Source organism: Corynebacterium yonathiae (genome assembly GCF_027570195.1).
Taxonomy (GTDB): Bacteria; Actinomycetota; Actinomycetes; order Mycobacteriales; family Mycobacteriaceae; genus Corynebacterium; species Corynebacterium yonathiae.
In genome coordinates, this window is sequence record NZ_JAKMUZ010000005.1 from 73,652 (window position 1) to 91,441 (window position 17,790).

A 17,790-nucleotide genomic window follows, 5' to 3' on the forward strand; every position below is an offset into this window, starting at 1 on the left:
TGGGAGATATGACTAGGTTGGAAATTGGTGACGTTCTGGAGAATCGTTACCGCATCGATCGCCCTATTGCCCGCGGAGGCATGTCTACCGTCTATCGCTGCGTGGACATGCGGCTGGGGCGCGCGGTAGCGGCGAAGGTCCTGGATGAGCGCTATTCCGATGACCCAGTCTTTATCAAACGCTTTTCCCGCGAGGCTCGTGCCATGGCCCGGCTGCAGGATCCCAACCTCGTAGCTATTCACGATTTTTCGGCCGACGGCGAACCCATTTACCTCATCATGGAACTCATCGATGGCGGTACGTTACGCGAGCTTTTGGCCGAAGGCGGCCCCTTCCCCGTGCAGGCGGCCGCTTCTACCCTGCGCAATATTCTCCGCGGCCTAGAGGAGGTACATTCCACCGGGCTCATCCACCGCGACATCAAACCCGATAATGTGCTTATTACCTCCCACCACCGAGTAAAGGTGGGCGATTTTGGGCTGGTGCGCGCCACCAATGCCGAAGCCACGACAAACATGATTGTGGGCACCGTGTCCTACCTTGCGCCAGAGCAAGTAACCGGTGAGGAAATTACCCCGGCCTCGGATGTATATTCAGCCGGTATCGTCCTCTTCGAGCTGCTTACCGGCACCGTTCCCTTCTCTGGCGATACTCCCATGGCGCATGCCACGGCCCGCTTAAATTCCGACGTCCCCGCGCCGTCGTCGCGTATCTCTGGTTTGCCCAAGCTTGTCGACGCCCTCGTGGCCACCGCCACCGCCCGTGATCCCCGTGAGCGCTTCTCCGACGCCGGCGAGTTTCTCGAGGCGCTCGATGATGTCTGCCGAGAGCTCGATCTCCCAGACGTGACCATCCCCGTGCCAAGGAACGCTGCCGCGGCGCGCACGGCACAGGCTCCTACGGATTTTTCTGGCACAGGAGCCACCGAAATCTTTGAGCCCACCCGCAACATCTCGCAGGACGAAACGGAACATCTTGACGGTGGCCCGACAAAAGTCATCCCGCCGCAGCGCCTAAGTTTTGAAACAAAACTGGATATGCCTCAGGCGGGGGCCGCTCCAGGGCCGCAGCCACAACCGCAGCCGCAGCCATATTCCACGGCCGAGTCCCCCCTCGAACCGTTTGCCCCGGCAGCTGCATCTGCGCCACCACCGGTGGCGGCATCTGTCCCTGAGCAACCGGTCCACAGCGCACAAGAAGAACCCGCCGAGCGTCCGCTGACCAACCGCAATCCGCTTTCACTAGTTCTTTTCCTACTAGTGGTAGCGATTGCTGTTGGCGCGGTGGCGATCGGCGGGTGGTGGTTCGGTTCTTCGCTTTATGGCATGACGCCGAACCTGTGGATTTAGTTACGCAGCATCTCCGCGATGAGGAAGGACAGCTCTAGCGACTGCTGCGTATTCAGGCGCGGATCCACGGCCGACTCGTAGCGGCCCGGCAGATCCACGTCCGTGATATCCTCCGCGCCGCCCAGGCACTCGGTCACGTCTTCACCGGTGAACTCGAGGTGCACGCCACCAGGATGGGTGCCCAGTTCACGGTGAACTTCAAAGAAGCCTTGGACTTCGTCCACGATCTTGTCAAAGTGGCGAGTCTTGTACCCATTAGAAGCGGTGAAGGTATTGCCGTGCATCGGATCGGACTGCCAGACCACCTTGTGGCCGGAGTCTTCCACCGCCTTCACGATGGCAGGAAGAACGCTACGGACCTTATCGTGGCCCATGCGCGAAATCATGGTCAAGCGCCCTGGCTCGCGGTTCGGGTCGAGCCTTTCCGCGTACTCCACGGCCTGCTCCGGGGTTACCCCCGGCCCCAGCTTAATCCCCACTGGGTTGCCAATCATCGCCGCGAAATTCACGTGAAAATCCTCGATCCCACGGGTGCGCTCACCAATCCATACTTGGTGCGCAGAAAGATCGTAGAGCTTGGTTTCGCCATTATTATCCTGACCCAAGCGCAGCATGGAGCGCTCGTAGTCCTTCAGCAATGCTTCGTGCGAGCAGTAGATATCGGCAGAGCGCAAGGTGTCATCGTGCACACCGCAGGCATTCATAAAGTTCAGACCGTTTTCGATCTCACGGGCCAGGTCCTGGTAGCGGGCACCAGCGCGAGACTTACGCACGAACTCACGGTTCCACTCATGCAGGCGGTAGAGATCCGCAGTTCCAGACGAGGTTAGCGAACGTACCAGGTTCATTGCCGCCGAAGAGTTTGCGTAAGCGCGGATCATGCGGGCGGGGTCGTGACGGCGAGCCTCCTCGCTCGGCTCCACGCCATTGACAATGTCACCGCGGTAGTTCAACAGACCGTTGGAATCCGTATCAGAGGAACGCGGCTTGGCGTACTGGCCGGCGATGCGGCCCAGTTTCACCACGGGAACCGAGGCACCATAGGTCAACACCACGGCCATCTGCAGCAGCGTTTTCACATTGCCACGGATATGCGGCTCGGTATTTGACTCAAACGTTTCTGCACAGTCGCCGCCTTGCAGCAAAAAAGCCTTGCCTAGGGCAACGTCTGCCAGCTTCTTCTTGAGCGCTTCAATCTCGGGCGCAACCACGATAGGAGGCACGGATTCGAGAATTTTGCGCACGTTATTGGCCTGGGAGGGATCCCAGCTTGGCTGCTGCTTTGCATCACGCTTGATGACGTCTTGGAACACTTCCTCGATGCCCTCAGGCAATGGTGGAAGGTCCGGGAGAACGCCTTGCGGAATATCTACTGTCCAACTCACACTGCTATTTAACCATTAAGGACCTATAGCGCGTTAGTTAAATTCTAGATATTGATTCTATTGCCCTTAGAGAGCGGAAGCACTTGGGCGCAGGCACGGAACTTGGCGAGGTTATGGCGGGCGTCGACAAGCGCATCATGGTTGCCCTTGGGTACAGCAGGCAGGCTAGGGCGTCCCGCAAACTCCCAATACTGCTTTAGCTCGCGAGTATACCGTGGCATGCGCTTTGGCAGTCCGGCCATATCTCCCCACAGCTGCGCCAAGACCACGTGATCATAGGCGCCCACCCACGCCCATAGCTCAACCGGCGTGGAACTTTGGGTCAAGAACTCAAAGACCTCTGCGCGGATGGTTTCCAAGGGCTTCCACACCGGATCCCGTGGGCTCGGCAGCTTGGCCAATACGTTGTCTTTTACCCAAGAGTTGGCCTTGGATGGATCAAAATCCGTAGACACAGCGTAGTATTCGCTGCCATCCTCACCGACGATACCGATGGAGACCAATTCAATGGTCTGTCCATCTTCGATAAATTCGGTGTCATAGAAGTAGCGCACGTCTCCCAAGCCTAGCGCCGCCTAGTCGGAGGCGATAAATTGGCCCCTTAAAGAGACGGTTGTACACTTCTGGCGTGAAGAAATCTGTGTGGTTTACTGCATTTCCCTTGTGCCTATCTGCCCTCGTGGCCCTTTGGTGGCTGATTGATATTCCGGAGTTTTTCTCCGGCCATTTCTCCACCTACTACCACATTGACCTCGACGTTTACCGCGAAGGTGGTGCCGGCTTTGGCAGCGACCTATACGCCAAAGACTATCTCGTCGGCAGCAATCGCGATGTCTCTCTCCCCTTTACCTACCCGCCGTTTGCGGCGCTGCTTTTTGTCCCATTGAGCTGGATTCCCCTCACCGCCGCGAGCCTCTTAGTATCTATAGCCTCTTTCCTTGCGCTGTGGGCCTGTGTAGCCCTCGTTCTGCGCTCCATTGGCTGCCCCGTCTGGGCAGGCTGGGCGCTCCTGGCTGCAATGCTTACTGAGCCGATTACGGAGACTTTTAGCTTCGGCCAAGTCAATATCTTGCTCACCGCGCTGGTAGTAGTAGATATTCTCTGGCTACGCCCGGGCCGCGGCCGCGGCGTGCTTACCGGTATCGCAATGGCTATCAAGCTCACCCCTGCGGTATTCCTCGCCGTATTTTTCGTCCGCCGCGAGTGGCGCGCATTTTTCAGCGCACTCGGTGCCTTTCTCGCGGCAGGACTCATCGCTTTTGCTTGCAATCCGCATAGCTCCATTCAGTACTGGAGCGAAACCTTGCGGGATTCCAACCGCATTGGCGGCCTAGCCTATAGCTCCAACCAATCTCTGCGCGGATTCTTTAGCCGCCTAGTCCCGGACCATGCTGAAACACTGTGGCTCGTGGCTGTTGTCCTCGTCGTTGGCATCATATGGTTTGCCATGGAGCGCCTCTCCCACGAAAACCAGGCAGTCCTCATGCTACTGGCCGCGTCAGTATCGCTGCTGTGCTCGCCGGTGTCGTGGTCGCATCATTTCACCTGGCTCGTGCTAGCGGGAGTGCTCCTAGTAGCGCAGCGCCACTGGGTGCTCGCCGCGCTGACGTGGCTGGCACTCCTGGCTCGCGGTCACTGGCTTGTGCCCCATGCCAATGACCAGGAGCTGAACTGGGCATGGTGGCAGCACATCGTGGGCAACGACTATGCCATCGTTACCGCTCTACTGGTTCTTTGTTCGCTACCATTGGCTCTACGACGGGCCGGCGCTTATCAATCCGCGGCGGAACCAGCGTCCAGCCAAGGATAGGGACCTTCCCCAACGCCCATAGGGCCACCGATGCCGCGGCCGAGTAGAAAAAGCACATTCCGATCCAAAACCAGGTATTCTCCAGCGGCCATTGCCCGGCAAGGCTCACCACGTAATCGCGGTGGGCCATGAAGAAGCCAAACCCCAGGGTCATGCCGATCGGGTGAGCCAAGTAGATGGGCAGGGTATGCCGGCCCACGAACTTTACAAAAGCGGAAATCGCCGGAATATGGCTGATGAGGACTGCACCTACGATGCCCGCTGGAGTTACGAGTGTCTGCTCTGCAAAGCGAATAAGTAGATCCAAATCGCCTCGGCCGAGGAAATCCCCACCTGGCAATGGCCACTGCACCGATACCTCACCCTCGACGGCATTCCAGGTACGCCGGATGGACAGTCCTGCAATGTAGCTGAGGATAGCCGCACAATAGGCCCACAGGGACCCGATGCGGAAGATACCTTTGAAGGGTGCTTCGGCGGCGTCGGCAAACCGCGTGATTGGCCCACGCAAGTAGGACGCTCCGACGAAGATGGGCAAGAACATAATGGCTTTGCCGATGAAGTAATAATGGTCCTGCCACGCGATGAAAAGCAGCGGCGCAAAGCTTAAGCCTATGCCCGCCCACGCCGGCAATTTGCGAACGGCCCACAAAAATAAATTGAACACAATGAGCGCGTGAATAAACCAGGCCATAGTGTGCCCCAAAAGCAGGTTATACAGCAGCTCAGTAAACTGCAGATAAGGATCACCAAATACCCAGTGGTACTCAATGCGCTTGGTCCACAGTTCAACGGTCATCCACACCGTGTAGGGAACGAGGAAAAACCACAGACGTCGAGTAAAAAGCTCGCTGAAAGAATAGCGAAAAATCTTGGTAGAGAAATAGCCGGATACAAGAAAGAACAAGGGTAGGCGGAGCGGATCCAGCCATACGTTGAGGGCGGCTAACCATGTTAGCTCACCTTCCGGAACCACCAGCGTGACGTGCAGCAGCACAACGCCGATGATGGATACGCCTTTAGCGGTATCTGGCCAGGCTAAGCGGGCCTTGGGAATAGTGATTACCTCCCCTTGTATTCTGCGCCGGCGGGGTAACCATGGCCGGCTTTGAGTGAAGCCTTCACAGCAGAGGCGTACACATCAACATAAGGCTGCTCGCTCAATTCGGCCAAATTACGCATCACAAAATCCGTAAAGGCACGGATGGTCTCATGCTCAGACGGGTTCATCCCACGTTCCTTTGCCCACTCATGCGGCCAGATGGCGTCCCCCACCCGCACGCCGACCTTGAAGGGACGAGGAATCCACGAACCGATGGGATTCGCCTTGCGCGAATTGATCATCGCAATGGGGAATACCGGCTGGTTAGTCTCCATGGCGATTCGAGCCATGCCGGTGCGCCCCCTATATACACGACCATCTGGGGAACGAGTGCCTTCGGGGTAAATACCGAACAGGTCGCCGCGGGATAAAATGCTTTCTGCGGTTTGCACAACGGCGTCGCCAGCGTCCTCGCTATCGCGCTCAATGGGAACCTGGCCTACTGAGGTGAAAAACCACTTTTGCATGCTGCCGACAAGCCCCGGAGTGGTGAAGTATTCCGACTTAGCTGGAAAGGTGATCTGACGGGGGCAGACCAAGGGAAAGAAGAAAGAATCCATCACGGATTGGTGGTTCGACACCAAAATCGCGGGTCCTTCAGCAGGGATTTTTTCTATGCCCTCGGTCCACGGACGATTCCATACACGCAGGGCAGGTCCGAAGAAAATGTGCTTAAAAGCCCAGTACCACTTGTTTTCCATCGCCAGGTCGTCCTTTGTTAGTTCTAACGGCCGCTGCGGGCCAAATCGGCTACGCCAATCATACCCGCTGCCGAGCCCAATTCGGCGGTGGCAACGCGGGCAAGGGGGCGATGCCCAGCACCAACAATATCTTGCCCCATAGCTTGGACAGCGCCTTCCAGATACAGGTCCGCGTCTTGGGATACGCCACCGCCAAGCACGATGAGTTCCGGATCGAGGACATCGGCCACAATGGACAGGCCTTGGCCCAGCCACCGGCTAAAATCTTCCATTACTGCAACGGCGAGCGGATCTCCACGCCGCGCAGCCTGGGTAATCTCTTTGCCTGTGGGCTCAGCTGGCAGCGTAGTCTCATAACTTCCGCGCAGATCAGCGCATGTGTCCGGCAATGCGGTGCCAGAGGCATAACGTTCCAAACAACCACGCTTGCCGCAGGAGCACTGCCGACCATTAGGGACCACCACGATATGCCCAAATTCTGGGGCGGTACCAAACGCACCGCGGTAAATCGTGTCATGCGTCATCAGCGTGGCACCGATTCCGGTACCCACTGCAAAGAAAACCCAATCCTCCGCACCGCGGCCGGCGCCAAAACACCACTCACCCCAAGCGGCGGAATTTGCATCGTGCTCCAAGCGCACATGCATGCCTAGTTTCCGTGAGAGGGATTCCCTCACGTTGGCATGGCGCCATGGAAGATGCGGGGCGAAACGCACTACCTCACACTTAGGATCCAAAAATCCCGCCAAGGCAAGTCCAACGGCGTCAACCTCGTAATCGGCGCGCAGCTCATCGACGATGCCCACAATATCTGCTTCTAGCTGTTCGGTGTCCATGGAAGTGGGAACCGTGCGGCTAGCGAGAATCTGACCCTCCCGAGTGATCACTCCGCCGCGCACGTTGGTGCCACCGACGTCGAAGCCGATAGTCAGATCGGCGGAGTTATTCTTAAGCATGCATAACAGAATATACCGGCAACCGGGTTAGGGTCACATCAGGACAGCAGACGCCGCAACCACTGCCCCATAATCCGCCAAGTCCAATGTTCTTCCACATGGCGACGACCTGCTTGCCCCATGCGCATCCTCCGCTGCGGATCAGCCAGCAAAGCTTTCAGCGCCTCAGCCAGTTCCTGCACAGAGGAGCCCTTGACAATGACCCCGGTCTCCCCCGTCACCGTTTCCGGCGCTCCGCCAGAATCCCCGGCGATAACTGGCAGGCCGCACGCTTGGGCCTCCAAATAGACAATGCCCAAGCCCTCAACATCCAGACCGCCGCCACGGGTACGTGCCGGCATGGCAAAAACATCCGCCGCATGCAAGGCTGTTTCAATACTTTCAGCCTCTTGGATCACCGCATCGGGACAATACATATCCGCTAGCTGTTCTAAGGCCACGCGGTAGCGCCCGCGCCCAATGAGAAGCAGCTGCGCGTCCGGAAATTCCTCACGTACCAAGGGCATGGCACGCAGTAGTTGGTCTTGGCCTTTGCGCGGGACAAACCGCGAAATGCATACGATGGTGGGTCCGCTTATCCCGAACTCTGCCTTGGCAGCTGCGCGCTGCTCCGGCGTGGCCGGGGACAAACCTTCCACGCTCACCCCGGACGGAAGGTGCTCCCAACGCGGGTTCGGTCCGAATGGCTGACGCAACCGACGCAGAGTGTAGTCGGAGATATAGGTAATCACGTCAGCGTAATCGCCGATGCGGCGCAGGCATTGCCTAGCGCCAGGCACCATCGACCAACCCACTTCGTGACCGTGCGTAGTGGCGACTACCCGGGTGGCCCCCGCCTCCTTTGCGGCCTTGCCCATCAAAGCCAATGGCGCTGCAGCACCAAACCACACAATGTCGATACTCTCCGCGCGAATGATCTCTTGCATGCGCCGCACCGTCGCCGGCGTCGGCAACATCACTCGCCGAGGCCAGCGAATAACCTTATAGTCCGCCGCGGCATCGAATTCCGCCGGCGGCTCTTGAGTAGAAGCAAAGACAACTACCTCGCGCGGATCCAGCGTTGCAACGAAATCGCGCAGGTAGGACTGAATCCCACCGATTTTTGGCGGAAAGTCATTCGTTACCAGCAGAACGCGGGCCACTTAGTAACGAGCCGTTCCAGTAATCGGCATGGACTTTAACGGCACTACCTGGACGGGTACGCCATAGGTAGAAGCATGCACCACCTGGCCGTTACCAATGTACATTCCCACGTGCGTCACTCCAGGATAATAACCCACGATATCGCCCGGCTGCAGATCCTCTAGCGGCACCGATGTACCGCCAGCAATCTGGGCCTGCGACGTACGTGGAATGGACTTGCCGATCTGTTGATACGCCCAGAACATAAGGCCAGAACAGTCGAATTGATCTGGGCCTGCCGCACCCCAGCCATAAGGCGAACCCAGCTTCGACAAGGCAGCAGAAGCTGCGCCGTCTGCGACCTCACCTAAATCCATATCTGGCTTATCGGAACCACCGAACTGGCCCTCCCAGGCCTCGCGCTGCCGTTCATCGAGAGCGTCAACTTGTTTCTCGATGTCCTTTTGCTGCTTTTCCAGCTCCTCCTTTTCCTTGAGAAGCTCCTCACGCTGCTCTTCGAGCGCCTTCTTTTCCTCGCGGACCTTAGCTGCGGCGTCTCCAGCCTTGTGTTTTTCCTCTTCTGCCAGGGATGCAGCATTGGCCTTTTCATCGAGGGTGCGCTGGGCCTTGCGGGATAGCGCACCAAGGTAGCCCATTCGCTCTACTGCGTCCGAAGGGTCTTCTGCAGCCAGTGCACCAGACACTGCGGATCGCGAATCCCCACGGTAGCGCGACTGCGCAATTCCGTTAACCCTGCTCTGCTGCGTGGACACGTCACCCTTCGCATCCTCCGCACGACTCTGGGCCTCAGCAGCCGCACGTTCAGAGACCGAAACCTCGGCCTTCTTCTCCTCGAGCTTAATTTCTAGCTCTTTTACTTCTTCGTTCTTGGCGGAGACTTTTCGCGCAACCTCGCCAACGCGCTCAACCAGGGCGTCTACATCTTCCGCGCCGGATTCCTGTTGCGGAGCCGCCTCTTGGGCGACCACCTGCGAAATCCCTGAAACCGACGTAACAGCAAGAGCTGCCACAAGCGCAGCTGCAGGAAGTACTCGTTTAGACACTTAAGGACCCTTAGACTTAGAAGTTTTTAAAAATCGTACTAACTATAGCGGGTTTTATCCCCTGATGCACGACAAAGCCCTCCCCGCGACGGGGAGGGCTCGATCCGCTACCTCTTAGAAGCGAACTGCGGAGTGAATCGGCATGTAGTTCAGGTCGCGCTCCTGAACTGGGACGCCAGAGTTAAGAGCGTCAATGATGGTGCCGTGTCCGGTGTAGATACCGACGTGGGAAGCACCACCGTAGTAAGCGATGATGTCACCCGGCTGCAGCTGGTCCAGAGATACCGGGGTACCACCAGAAGCCTGAGCCTGGGAGGTACGCGGAATCTGCTTGCCAGCCTGAGCATAAGCCCAGCTGGTCAGTCCGGAGCAGTCAAAGGCATTCGGGCCTGCGGCGCCGTAAACGTACGGGGAGCCAATTACGGAGCGGGCTGCAGCCAGTGCTTTCTCACCAACGGACTGCTGCGCCGGAGCGGCCGACTTGTGGCCAGCTGCTACGTAGTTGTTGTTCTGCTGGTTAGAAACCTTACCCAGGGATGGAACGTAGTGGTCGATGTTCGGAACCTGGTCAATATTCGGAACATTTTCCAGACCTGCTACCTCGAAGCGGTAGTCGGTGTTAGGTACAACGACCTCTGCTGCCTGGGCTACGCCTGGCGCGACGACGGCTGCAGTTGCAGCCAGTGCTGCAGTAGATGCGATGCGACGGGTGTTCTTGCTGCCCTGACGACGGTGCTGTGTCATGAATAAAACTCCAAATCTTCCTGCGCGCCTACTTCACCAAGTTGGGGAAGCTCTGACCCTGGGGGACTAGCGTTCGTTGGAAATCCATTCCTTTAGGATTTCCTCCACTCGGCCCCTCAGTAGGAAGGGCCAGATGCGGCGCTGTAATTCTTCTGTTTAGATTGAGCACCTTTCGGGCGGTAACTCAATGTCTCGAATAGGTTACGAAATCATCACAAGCAATGTCCATTCGCGACACCAAAATAAGGTTTGTTATCGCTTCGTTACCTTTCGTTGACATTGTCGAGATTTAACTCTCCTGAGCGAACAATTTCCAAATAGAGACAGAACCTTTAAAGCCATAACCAGTACAAACACCAACCACTCGGCCACCTCCAGCGAAGCAATCCCTTGACCAAAAGCAAACTTAACAATTAAGAGTTTTCTAAATTGTGACTTTCGACACCAAGGCAAATTGAGGGCCCCTCTTGCCCTCCAAATGAACCTTTTTTGGCCTCTGCAAGACGCTCGCGCTGATAGCAACTTTCTTACTTAGACGACCATTACCCGTCCCCGGCAACAAGCGCCTGCCTTAGCCGCACGCATATGTACTGAAAGAGGAATAGGTGGGCTTCTAACACGAGAATTTGACCCAAACGCTACGGTGCCCCGCCCCCGGCGCTGAACAGGAACGAATGCGAACTGTACGGCAGCCATATATCCCCACAAGATAGAGATGTTTCCCTAAGCCATTCCCAGCGCGCCTCGGGCGGCTTTTAACAGCCGCCAACTTCTCGAAGCCGGATTGCGACGCGCAGGTAGGAGTCTCAAAGCCCGTTGCAGCACACCGGACAACCACGGCAATGACCCCACCGCCTACTAAATACAAGCAGCAATATATACGCAAGACCCGCCCTTGCTCCTATGGCAGGAGCAAGGGCGGGTCTGTGAGCGAGTTTCGAGTAAACCTCAAGCCAGGGGCTTAGATGCGACCGTTTTCCTCATCTTCACGGCGATTGGCCTCGTTGAGGCGGCGGAACATCTCCGCTTCTTCCTCGTGGTTATTCGTGTGGATTTCGTGTACACGGTGCATGAGTGCCGAGTCATCAGGACTAAAGGTGCCCTGAGTCTCGGAATCAGCGAGGCCGAGGTGGTTGAGCTGCTTCGGCACCTGGGCACCTGCGTACTCCAACGGAACCGGATGGCCATCGGCATCGACCGGGCCGAGCGGTTGGTGGACCTCGATGAAGGCACCATTCGGCAGCTGTTTAATAACGCCGGTTTCAATACCGTGCTCCAGTACCTCGCGGTCAGAGCGCTGCAGACCAACGCAAATGCGGTAGGTCATAAAGTAAGCAATCGGAGGCAGCACGATAAGGCCGATACGTCCAACCCAGGTCATCGCATTCAACGAAATCTGGAAGAAGTGCGCCACGTGGTCGTTACCACCGGACAGGGTGACCAGCAGGAAGAACACGATTGCAGCCGCACCAATAGCGGAGCGGGTAGGAACATCGCGTGGACGCTGCAACAGGTTGTGGTGAGCATCGTCACCGGTGAACTTCTTCTCCAAGAATGGGTACGCCATAAGTAGTACGACCATGAGGCCACACAGCAGGGCGACCCAGAATGCGGAAGGAATGGTGTAGTTACCGATGTAGAGCTCCCATGCCGGCATAACGCGGGCTACGCCGTCAGTCCAGAGCATGTAAATATCTGGCTGGGAACCGGCGGAAACCTGAGATGGGTTATATGGTCCAAGAGTCCAGATAGCGTTGATGGTCAGCAGGCCAGACATGAGGGCCAAGACACCAGCAACCATCATGCCCATGCCAATCGCCTTGGTTGCGAAGACCGGCATAATGCGAACGCCAACTACGTTGTTCTCAGCACGACCCGGTCCAGGGAACTGGGTGTGCTTCTGGAACCAAACCATAATCAGGTGAGCTGCAATCAGGCCCAGGATGATGCCTGGAATCACCAACACGTGCAGGATGTAGAAACGATCCAGCATCAGGTCAGATGGGAAGTCACCGCTGAAGATTGCCCAGTGCAGCCAAGTGCCGATGATAGGCAGACCAAGAATGATAGCGGACATGATTCGCAGACCGACACCGGAGAGCAAGTCATCCGGCAGGGAGTAACCGAGGAAGCCCTCGATCATACCCAGCAGGATAAGCGCGCAACCGATGATCCAGTTTGCCTCACGCGGGCGACGGAAGGCGCCGGTAAAGAAGATGCGCAGCATGTGCGCAACCATGGACATCATGAACAGCAGCGCTGCCCAGTGGTGCATCTGGCGCACAAAGAGACCGCCACGAACTTCAAAAGAGATATCCAGTGCAGTGGCGTATGCGCGGGACATTTCCACACCATTAAGCGGTGCGTAGGTGCCGTCGTAGATCACCTTCGTAATGGAAGGGTCGAAGAACAGCGCCAGGTAAATACCGGTCAGTACGAGAATGATGAAGCTGTACAGCGCCATCTCACCGAGCATGAAGGACCAGTGGGTCGGAAAGACCTTGTTCAGCTGAGTCCTCAGCACGCCGGCGGCGCTATAGCGCTCATCCATGTTGTTGCCCATTTGGGCGAGTTTATTGCTCATTATGACTTACGCTCCCAGAATGCCGGGCCGACAGGCTCAATGAAGTTGCCCTGTGCAACGAGGTAGCCCTCATCGTCCACCGTGATAGGCAGCTGTGGCAATGCACGGGCTGCCGGACCGAAGACCGGCTTGCCGTAGTGCAAAGCGTCGAACTGCGACTGGTGGCACGGGCACAGGATTCGGTTGGTCTGAGCCTCATATAGAGAGGTCGGGCAACCGATGTGAGTACAAATCTTGGAGTAGGCGTAGTAGTCGCCGTGGTGGAAATCTTCCTGACCTTCGCGCTCGATAGCCTTCTGTGCGTCGCTGTGACGCAGACGAATAAGCATCACCGCGTTGCGGTTTCCGTGAATCGAGTGCATGTGATGCTCGTAGACATCGCGCTCGGCGTCGTACTTGTCGCCATCGTTGACGTCTTCTTCTGCCAGCGGGAAAACGGTCTCCATGCCGCCTGCTGCCAGATCCTCCGGGCGCACGCGAACCAGGCGGGTAACGCCCTTAGTGCTGTAGTGCTCGCCGGTCTCACCAGAGTGCTTTTCGGCGATGGTACCGGTGTCGCGAGCCAGGTAAAGCTTGACGCCTTCATTGTACAAGGTCCAACCGGAGGTCCACAGAGTACCGTCGCCGGCGTAGTTCAGGTTGTGGCGAACCTTCCAGGGATTCTTAATAGCGCCGCCCAGCGGAGCAATCACCGTCAGGCCGAATAGAACACCAGCTCCGCCGAGCAGGCCCTGAATGGTCTTGCGGCGACCCAGAGTCGAGGTCTTCCAAGAGTCGTTCAGCAAAGCGGTGAGGGTGCGGCGGTCCACCTCTTCGGAAGGACCGTCGTGACGGCGCTGTACGGAGATTTCCTCTGGGAGAATCTTCTTAACGTACTGAACGATTGCGATTCCCAGTGCACAGATTGCAAGCGCTGCAGTAATACCGAGGAGAGGGGTATAGAGGGTGTGCCAAATATGGCCTTCTTCCCCGAGCTGCTTGTACTGCCACGGCCAGAACAGGTAAACGCCGAGGAATCCTAGGCCGCCAATGACGGACAGGAACAGCCAGATGGCAACGTTACGTCCGGCGCGCTTCTCAGCTGGGTCACCTTCTACCGGGAAGCGTTCCTTGCGGAATGCAACGGTGACGTCATCGAGCTCGGTACCTAGAGCAGCGAGTTCATCGTTGCTCATCTTATCGAGCTCAGCATTAGTGTAATTCTTCTTCACATTGCTCATGAGCGCGATCCAATCCACATAGCGGCGGCGCACAGGGCGCTAATGCCGATAATCCACATTGCCAGGCCTTCCGCTACCGGGCCGAGAGCGCCAAGGTCCCAACCGGCCGGGGAAGGAGTTTCCTTCGCAGACTTGAGATAAGCGATGATGTCCTTCTTCTCGTCTGCGGTCAGCTGACGGTCAGAGAACTTAGGCATGTTCTGCGGACCGGTCAGCATTGCCTGGTAAATTTCCTGCTCGTTAGCCGGAGCCAGCTCCGGAGCGAACTTACCGGAGGACAACGCGCCGCCCTGGCCGGTGAAGTTGTGGCAGGATGCACAGTTCATACGGAAGAGCTCGGAGCCCTTAGCAACGTCTTCTGCCTGGATTTCGCCGTTGTAGTTAGCACCACGCAACGACTCCTGTGCAACGCTTCCGTCGTCGTTGTAGACGATGTCGGCGCCACCACCGTTAGCTGCAACATATGCAGCCAAGGCGAGAGTCTGCTGCTCGGTGTAACGCGGTGCCTTGCGCTCTGCCTGTGCGTCGTTAGACATCATTGGCATACGGCCGGAGTGCACTTGGAAGTACACGGAACCAGCACCGATACCAACGAGGGACGGACCGCGGCCTTCGATGCCCTGCAGATTGGCACCGTGGCAGGTGATACAAGCGGTGTCATAGATGTCCTTGCCCTCTTGCACGAGGGCTTGGTCATCTTTTTCCGCCGTGGCGACCTGTGCGTCCGGGGTCAAGGCAGAAGCCAAGACGCCCGCACCGGACAGGCCAATCGCCAGGGCAAAGCCACCAGCGAGGGTGCGCTTCGCCTTGCGGCGACGGCGGGTCTTCTTAGCCGTCGCAGTGGTCTGCTCCACTGCCACGGACTGCGAATTGTTATCCATCATTTTCCTTTAGATAACTCGAACACGGGAGGACTGTTTGGGGAGATTGGCCAGTGCTACTGAACCAAGTAAATAACGGTGAAGACGCCGATCCACACAACGTCAACGAAGTGCCAGTAATAGGACACTGCCATTGCTGCGGTCGCCTGCGCCGGCGTGAACTTGGACTTAGCAACGCGCGCGAGAATGATTGCAAAAGAAATCAGACCCGCGGTCACGTGCGCAGCGTGGAAGCCGGTAATGATGTAGAACACCGAACCGAAGACGCTGGACTGCACAGTCACACCTGCGTGAATCAACTCGGTCCACTCAAACGCCATAATGCCTAGGAATACAACACCCAGTACCAGCGTCACGGTGTACCAGAGTCGAAGCTTGTAAACGTCACCCCTTTCTGCGGCAAACACGCCGAACTGCGAGGTCACAGAAGAAGAAATCAACACTGCCGTAATGAGGAAACCCATGGGCAGGTTGATATGGGCGGTGTGCTCCGCCCAATCGCCTTCCTGACCGTTTGCACGCGAGGTGAACCACATCGCGAACAGCCCGGCAAAGAACATCAATTCCTGAGACAGGAACACGATGGTGCCAACACTGACCATATTGGGTCGGTTCAGCGAGGCAGCACGTGGTGCTGTCATACCTTGGTTAGAAACTACGCTCGTCACAGTGGCTATTATGGCCGTTCTAGTCGCCGAAGTCACCTCGATTCCCCCCGCTTTATCTATTCGTTTTTCACTCTCTGGGCAGCTAACACTCAGCTAGACGACTGTCGAAATTATATTTTTCTATTCGGGAACTTTTTGCCCCGCTTTCCGACACCCCATCGATGCAGGTGACACCACCCGAGGAGCCCTATACTGCAGCTTCAGCAAGTCCACCTCGACAACGTTCCCCATTTCTTTTCCCGATCGCCAATCTATCTGTCTCAAGTTTTCCGGAGAGATAAATCACATTTGTAACCCACCCCAAAAGCGCTGGTTTACAACTTTCGAACGACCCCCGCAAAAATTGCCCTTTACGTGCCTGAATAGTTGCAAAAACCTGGCGACAACGCGCTCATATAACCACCGCCACTCCCCCGTTGCAAAATTTTTTGGAAATCTGGGGAACTTTTCGTCACGGCAAACGACGCCGGATCGCCAAAGCCCTCCTAGCCTTTATAGCTAGGAGGGCGGAGAAGTTTTAGGCAGGGATTCCTTCAGGTTGAGGAATTAGTGCTTTTCCTTCGGCAGGCCATACTGCAGGGACAGGCCGGTGCAGGCCGCGATGAGACAGACGGCGCCGAGGGCAATCAACCAGAAGTAGAGGAAGACGATGCCTAGGCCGAGGAGCGCAATTGCACCAGTCATAGCCAGCGGCCAGATGGAGCTTGGGGAGAAGAAGCCAAGGATACCGGCGGCGTCTTCGGTTTCCGCCTCCTCCCAGTCTTCCGGCAGGACATCACTGCGGTCATCCGTGAAGTGGAGGTAAGCACCCAGCATCATGCACAGCAGGAAGGCAAGGAACATGCCGACGATGCCGACCCACTCAGCGCCGTAAAGGTAGCCATCATCCTTAACGAAGGTGACGCCGAAGATGTAGACAATCAGCGAGACAAAAAGGTACGTCGCGATTGAGTAAAAGACTTTCGATGTTGCACGCATTGTGTTGTGTCCTTATCTCTTATGCCGCGGTGTTCACGAAGTTGTCACCCTTAGCGGTGTCACGCTCGCCGGAGAACGGGTGGGTGGTAACCGCATATGGGTCCTGACCGATTTCCTTGAGTGCCTCTGCGTTGGTGGCTTCCGGATTGTTCTCGCGGAACTTCATGTACTTGTTGAAGTCCTCTGGGGAAACAACGCGGATTTCGAAGTTCATCATCGAGTGGTAGGTACCGCACATCTCAGCACAACGGCCGACGAATGCACCCTGCTTCTCAATCTTTTCTACCTGGAAGCTACGCTCCTGTGCGTTTGCTTCTGGGTGTGCATATACGTCGCGCTTGAACAAGAACTCTGGCACCCAGAATGCGTGGGATACGTCGCCGGAAGCGAGACGGAACTCAATCGCAGTATCGGAGGGAAGCACCAGAACCGGAACCTCTTCGGTGGTACCGACGGTCTCAATCTTGTTGTAGTTCAGATAGGAAAGATCACCCATGGACTTGCCGTGAATCGGGTTCGGGTTGTCCACACCCTCTGGGTCGTGAGCGGTCTTCTCTGCTTCCGCCTGACGCTCCTTATCGGCACCGTCGTAGTTCTCACCGTTAACGTGATTCTCGGCGTAACCGAACTTCCAGTTCCACTGGAATGCGGTGACGTCGACCACGACCTTCGGATCCTTATCCAAGGCGGTGACCTTCTGCTGAGCCTGAACGGTAAAGAAGAACAGGCCCATGATGATGAGGATCGGAACGATGGTCAAAACCATCTCCAGCGGAACGTTGTACTGAATCTGGCGCGGGAACTCGCCCTTGCCATCCTTCTTCGCCTTCTTCGCGCTCCAGCGGAAGATAGCAGTGAGGAACAGGCCCCACATAATAAAACCAACGATCCATGCGGCAACCCAGACCCAAATCCAGAAGTTGTACATGGCTTCTGCCTCAGGGGTAATGCCCTTCGGCCAACCAAATCCCAGGAGGTTCTCTACAGCAGTTGGCGCCTGAACGTCACAACCTGCCAGAGCGAGTCCACCCAGGGCAAGTGCGCCAGCTACGCCCGCCTTACGGGCAAAGGTGCGCTTATTACGCTGTCCCACGTGTGTTCTGCCTTTCTGTCCACACAAAACTTCTCGAATACTCACAGAGCACTCTTACCCAATCAGAATAGAGGATAAGTGCCGGATTCCCAGCCTGTTTAAAGGCATAAAAGGGCACCTAGTGCACTCATTT

The 17,790-nt window shown here is 56.8% G+C and carries 16 protein-coding genes; 2 read left to right on the forward strand and 14 right to left on the reverse strand.

The window, feature by feature from the left end; genetic code table 11:
• Positions 1-8: 8 nt before the first annotated feature.
• A complete protein-coding gene (locus L8V22_RS03730; protein WP_238799402.1) occupies positions 9-1,349 on the forward strand; it encodes a protein kinase domain-containing protein in 1,341 nt (446 codons plus the stop codon).
• On the opposite strand, the gene L8V22_RS03735 is transcribed toward L8V22_RS03730, so the two are convergent.
• Entirely contained in the window at positions 1,346-2,734 is a 1,389-nt protein-coding gene (locus L8V22_RS03735) for a class II 3-deoxy-7-phosphoheptulonate synthase (RefSeq protein WP_238799401.1), read from the reverse strand. The genes L8V22_RS03730 and L8V22_RS03735 overlap by 4 nt on opposite strands.
• Positions 2,735-2,778: 44 nt before the next feature.
• Positions 2,779-3,288, reverse strand: coding sequence for a polyadenylate-specific 3'-exoribonuclease AS (locus L8V22_RS03740; RefSeq protein WP_238799400.1), 510 nt, complete (start codon positions 3,286-3,288; stop codon positions 2,779-2,781).
• Positions 3,289-3,362: 74 nt separating this feature from the next.
• On the opposite strand from L8V22_RS03740, the gene L8V22_RS03745 reads away from it, so the two are divergent.
• The gene (locus L8V22_RS03745) at positions 3,363-4,544 is read left to right on the forward strand and encodes a glycosyltransferase 87 family protein (RefSeq protein ID WP_238799399.1); all 1,182 of its coding nucleotides are present in this window, start codon (positions 3,363-3,365) and stop codon (positions 4,542-4,544) included.
• Here the strand turns inward: L8V22_RS03745 and L8V22_RS03750 are convergent.
• The 12 genes from L8V22_RS03750 to ctaC all read right to left on the reverse strand — a co-directional run bounded on the left by L8V22_RS03750 (position 4,450) and on the right by ctaC (position 17,657).
• On the reverse strand, positions 4,450-5,541 hold the full coding sequence (locus L8V22_RS03750; RefSeq protein WP_238799398.1) for an acyltransferase family protein: 1,092 nt from the start codon (positions 5,539-5,541) through the stop codon (positions 4,450-4,452). The two genes, L8V22_RS03745 and L8V22_RS03750, sit on opposite strands and share 95 nt — an antisense overlap.
• Before the next feature lie 65 nt (positions 5,542-5,606).
• Complete coding sequence (locus L8V22_RS03755) at positions 5,607-6,347, reverse strand: lysophospholipid acyltransferase family protein (protein ID WP_238799397.1); 741 nt, start codon at positions 6,345-6,347, stop codon at positions 5,607-5,609.
• 23 nt (positions 6,348-6,370) lie between these two features.
• The gene (locus tag L8V22_RS03760) at positions 6,371-7,303 is read right to left on the reverse strand and encodes an ROK family protein (RefSeq protein ID WP_238799396.1); all 933 of its coding nucleotides are present in this window, start codon (positions 7,301-7,303) and stop codon (positions 6,371-6,373) included.
• A gap of 38 nt (positions 7,304-7,341) precedes the next feature.
• Entirely contained in the window at positions 7,342-8,445 is a 1,104-nt protein-coding gene (locus L8V22_RS03765) for a glycosyltransferase family 4 protein (RefSeq protein ID WP_238799395.1), read from the reverse strand.
• A complete protein-coding gene (locus L8V22_RS03770) occupies positions 8,446-9,489 on the reverse strand; it encodes a C40 family peptidase (protein ID WP_238799394.1) in 1,044 nt (347 codons plus the stop codon).
• Between the two features lie 114 nt (positions 9,490-9,603).
• Positions 9,604-10,233, reverse strand: coding sequence for a C40 family peptidase (locus L8V22_RS03775; RefSeq protein WP_238799393.1), 630 nt, complete (start codon positions 10,231-10,233; stop codon positions 9,604-9,606).
• A gap of 961 nt (positions 10,234-11,194) precedes the next feature.
• The gene (qcrB, locus tag L8V22_RS03780) at positions 11,195-12,817 is read right to left on the reverse strand and encodes a cytochrome bc1 complex cytochrome b subunit (RefSeq protein WP_238799392.1); all 1,623 of its coding nucleotides are present in this window, start codon (positions 12,815-12,817) and stop codon (positions 11,195-11,197) included.
• Entirely contained in the window at positions 12,817-14,037 is a 1,221-nt protein-coding gene (gene qcrA, locus L8V22_RS03785) for a cytochrome bc1 complex Rieske iron-sulfur subunit (RefSeq protein ID WP_238799391.1), read from the reverse strand. Before qcrA ends, qcrB begins: the two co-directional genes overlap by 1 nt.
• Entirely contained in the window at positions 14,034-14,921 is an 888-nt protein-coding gene (gene qcrC / locus L8V22_RS03790) for a cytochrome bc1 complex diheme cytochrome c subunit (RefSeq protein WP_238799390.1), read from the reverse strand. The genes qcrA and qcrC overlap by 4 nt, the downstream gene beginning before the upstream one ends.
• 53 nt (positions 14,922-14,974) lie before the next feature.
• The gene (gene ctaE / locus L8V22_RS03795; RefSeq protein WP_430516378.1) at positions 14,975-15,586 is read right to left on the reverse strand and encodes an aa3-type cytochrome oxidase subunit III; all 612 of its coding nucleotides are present in this window, start codon (positions 15,584-15,586) and stop codon (positions 14,975-14,977) included.
• Positions 15,587-16,132: 546 nt separating this feature from the next.
• A complete protein-coding gene (ctaF, locus tag L8V22_RS03800; protein WP_238799389.1) occupies positions 16,133-16,564 on the reverse strand; it encodes an aa3-type cytochrome oxidase subunit IV in 432 nt (143 codons plus the stop codon).
• 19 nt (positions 16,565-16,583) lie between these two features.
• On the reverse strand, positions 16,584-17,657 hold the full coding sequence (ctaC, locus tag L8V22_RS03805) for an aa3-type cytochrome oxidase subunit II (RefSeq protein ID WP_238799388.1): 1,074 nt from the start codon (positions 17,655-17,657) through the stop codon (positions 16,584-16,586).
• Between the last annotated feature and the right edge of the window lie 133 nt (positions 17,658-17,790).